Here is a 3,111-nt window from a genome sequence, read left to right as displayed (position 1 = left end):
GGTATGCTTTGATGCTTACTTCATTCCCCTGATGGCGCAAGTACCCAGACAGTTTCTATATCATTATGTTTTTATTGTAAACAACAAAACGAAATATTGTATCGTGTTCTTTATCGTTAAAAAAATGATTTTAGAAGAGCTTTTAAAATAAAAATTGCAGTTAGAAACTATGAATTGCAGAAAAGCTAGATTGATCAGTATTCCGTTTAAAAGTGTTAAGAAACAAAATATTTTGCAAGGATGTTTGTTGCTTAAGGCTGTTGTTATGGAAACTCTACAAAGTTTTTGGAGAAGCTGTTGTTGTGTGCTTACAAAAAGCTTTTAATTGATTTTCTTACACAGAGAATTATTTATTACGTGTTTTAAAATACAAAAAATTTTATTAAAAGCATTTGATTTTTATAAATCAAAAAGGCAGCTCTCTTGAGAATTCAGTATTCATTTAGAGATAACAGATTTTATTACATTTGGTTTGAGTGAGATTAATTGGCTCAAGAAAGGTGGTAGAAAGAATAGTTGTTAACGGTTCTTTCCGATAGATTGTAAAAAGGCAGCACATTTGCACTGCCTTTTATTAAAATGAATAGAATATAAATTGTTTTTTGCGTTTTCTTAAAACTGATAGCGTATTCCACCTGAAAAGCTTGCTCCAGATATACCAGTTTTTTGAAGCTTATATTGATAGTTAACATCAGCATGAAGGGCGATATTTTGTGATAATTGTGCATTTACACCAAATCCACCTTCAAGGGCAGCTCCTATAGAATCAAGGTGGAATGGTTCACCAATCTGTATTGTACCATTGTTAGAAAAAGCTTTAACAACGTTTAGTTTACCATAGAAAGAAAGAATACCGCTGTTTTCAATAGAAAGCTTCGTTTGCGTTAAGCGTCCACCAACACGCACTAAGTATTGATAAGGATTTCCCATATCCACATCAAAGCCATCGACATCTGAGAGTGTGCCAAGCATGAGGCGTTGATAAACAAGTTGTGCTTGTGGTTCAAAGACCAATCCTTTCTTACTGGTTTCGAATTTTTGTCCAATGGTTGCTGATGCACTGAATGTATCAGCATTTTTCAATTCTGCAGTCTTTCCTATGAGAGCTGTGGTGATATCTCCCTTGAGCATTCCATAGGAGAAGAGCGCATGGAGGTATATCCCATTATTATGGCGCAGCCCACTATATGCAGTAATTGACCATTTATTGAGTGTACTCTTGTCAGCACCTTCCATGTCTTTAGGGGTGAAAGCTAATTTCCCATATGTCCCCAAAAGACCGAAATTGGCGGTCATATTTTGATCTTCTAGAGCTGCTAATGTAATGCCTGCCTGTAAAGCTGCATAGTGAATATCGGCACCATAGCCATATTGTAATGGCGTACGGTGAGAGGATAATGTCATCTTATTTCCATAAGTTGAGAAGAAGACTCCTTTGTTTTTATGATCTTTTGTCTCAAAGGTGTTTTCCTGCATCGAGTTGAGTAAAGTGTTTTGATTGTTTATATCAGCCAGTCCAGCTGAGAATAGTGCGTTAGGCATGGACAAATAGCTTGCCACTTGAGGAACGAGAGCTCTGATCTTTCCTTCATTATCGAGAGTCGCATTTTGCAAGCGAAAATCCCAGAAATTCTGATTTTTTTCCAAGATGTTTTGTGCGTTGTTTGCTTGTCCAAGGGATGATGAACCGGTATTTTGCGCTTCTTTCTCTTTTGGTGAAACACCTTCAATCATTGTTCCTGATGCTGATATCGTGTAGATTGTGTAGTCTTTGAGGGTATTTTCTTTTGATTCTTGTGATATTCCGCTAAAATGACTTTGTGTGCTATCGGCTGTCCCATGGCTGGATGTTGGACCATAGGCTTTGAGTATATATTTATAGGGCAATCCCTCCATTGTGGTGTAGCCGTGTGCAAGTTTGAAGGAATCTTCATTTGCATTTCCAGAAACTTGAATGACTGAAAGACCACGCATATTCGAGGAAACAGAATCTTCAGCTTTTAATATCTCACCTTTCGCAAGGTTTTTGATATGGACTGTTGTGCTGCCTGATACATCACCATGAATAAGGAGGCGGTCAGCTTTTTGCTGTTCTTTTACTAGACCATCACTCCATTCAATATTAAAATAAATTTTTGCATTGCCTGTGGCATTGTAAACTGTATTATAAGTGCTTTCTATATCGGGGATTGTACTTCCCTCAGGTCTACGAACCTCAGCTGTTCGCCCTACATACAAGGTATGATAATGATCTTTTTCCCGCCCTTGTGGTGTCTTAAATATGATAGAACTATTATTAAGATTCAGTACTGAAACGGTAGAAAGGGCTCGTTGTTTAATATCACTGAGCTCATAGTTAAACACATTAAAGTCAGTATCGACTTCCTCTTGAGAGGTCTTTAAGTACCATTTGCTTTTGTTATTCAGAGTCAAAACCGTTGTATTGACTTTTAAAGTTCTTGCTCGTCCCTCTATTGTTGAATTATCAGCGGTTAATGCTAAAGTTACAGGAAGAGTATCGTTGTCATAATATTTACGTTTCGTTTTATTTCTCAATAATACGTCAGATCGAATTTCTGAGTCTTTAAGTTGAACTTCAGCAACGGCTCTTGAGCAGTAGGGACCAAGAATACCGGTACCGTTTTTCACAAGAAGTTTTGTATTGCTAAGAACAACCTTATTGACAACTTTTTCTCCACTTTTCAGTGAAGAATCTTTTGTTTCATAAAAAACGATACCACCGGCACCTCCTCGTTGGACGGTTATGGTTGAATCTTCAACGTTGATTATACCATTCTTTGTTTCTAAACCTTTGTATACTGTATTTGCTTTAATTTCTTTAGCATGAATGCGTCCACCTTCTGATACAGAAAGTGCAGACATTTCCGTGTGTATTGTTGATTTTACAATTGTGATAGCTGCTTTATCATGCGCTAATATTCCAGGTCCTTTATCGCGGACAAGAACATTATTTAAAGTCTTTTCTTCTCCCTTATTTAATTCAATCTTTCCCAAAATTCCAGGAGTTTCAGGAGCTGATGTATTTGCATAAGTTGAACCGAAATGAGAAAAAATCAAAGTTCCAGCAATTGTACATAACAAAAAATTTTT

Annotated in this window: 1 protein-coding gene; it reads right to left on the bottom strand. The window is 36.7% G+C overall.

The window, feature by feature from the left end; genetic code table 11:
* Window positions 1–612 precede the first annotated feature (612 nt).
* On the bottom strand, window positions 613–3,111 hold a 2,499-nt coding region (locus ACFIMK_RS00410; protein WP_375683044.1), incomplete at its 5' end, for an autotransporter outer membrane beta-barrel domain-containing protein.

Origin of the sequence: Bartonella sp. AP280QHHD, from assembly GCF_042196125.1 — a bacterium.
GTDB lineage: Bacteria > Pseudomonadota > Alphaproteobacteria > Rhizobiales > Rhizobiaceae > Bartonella.
This window is presented reverse-complemented; position numbering and strand designations above follow the sequence as displayed.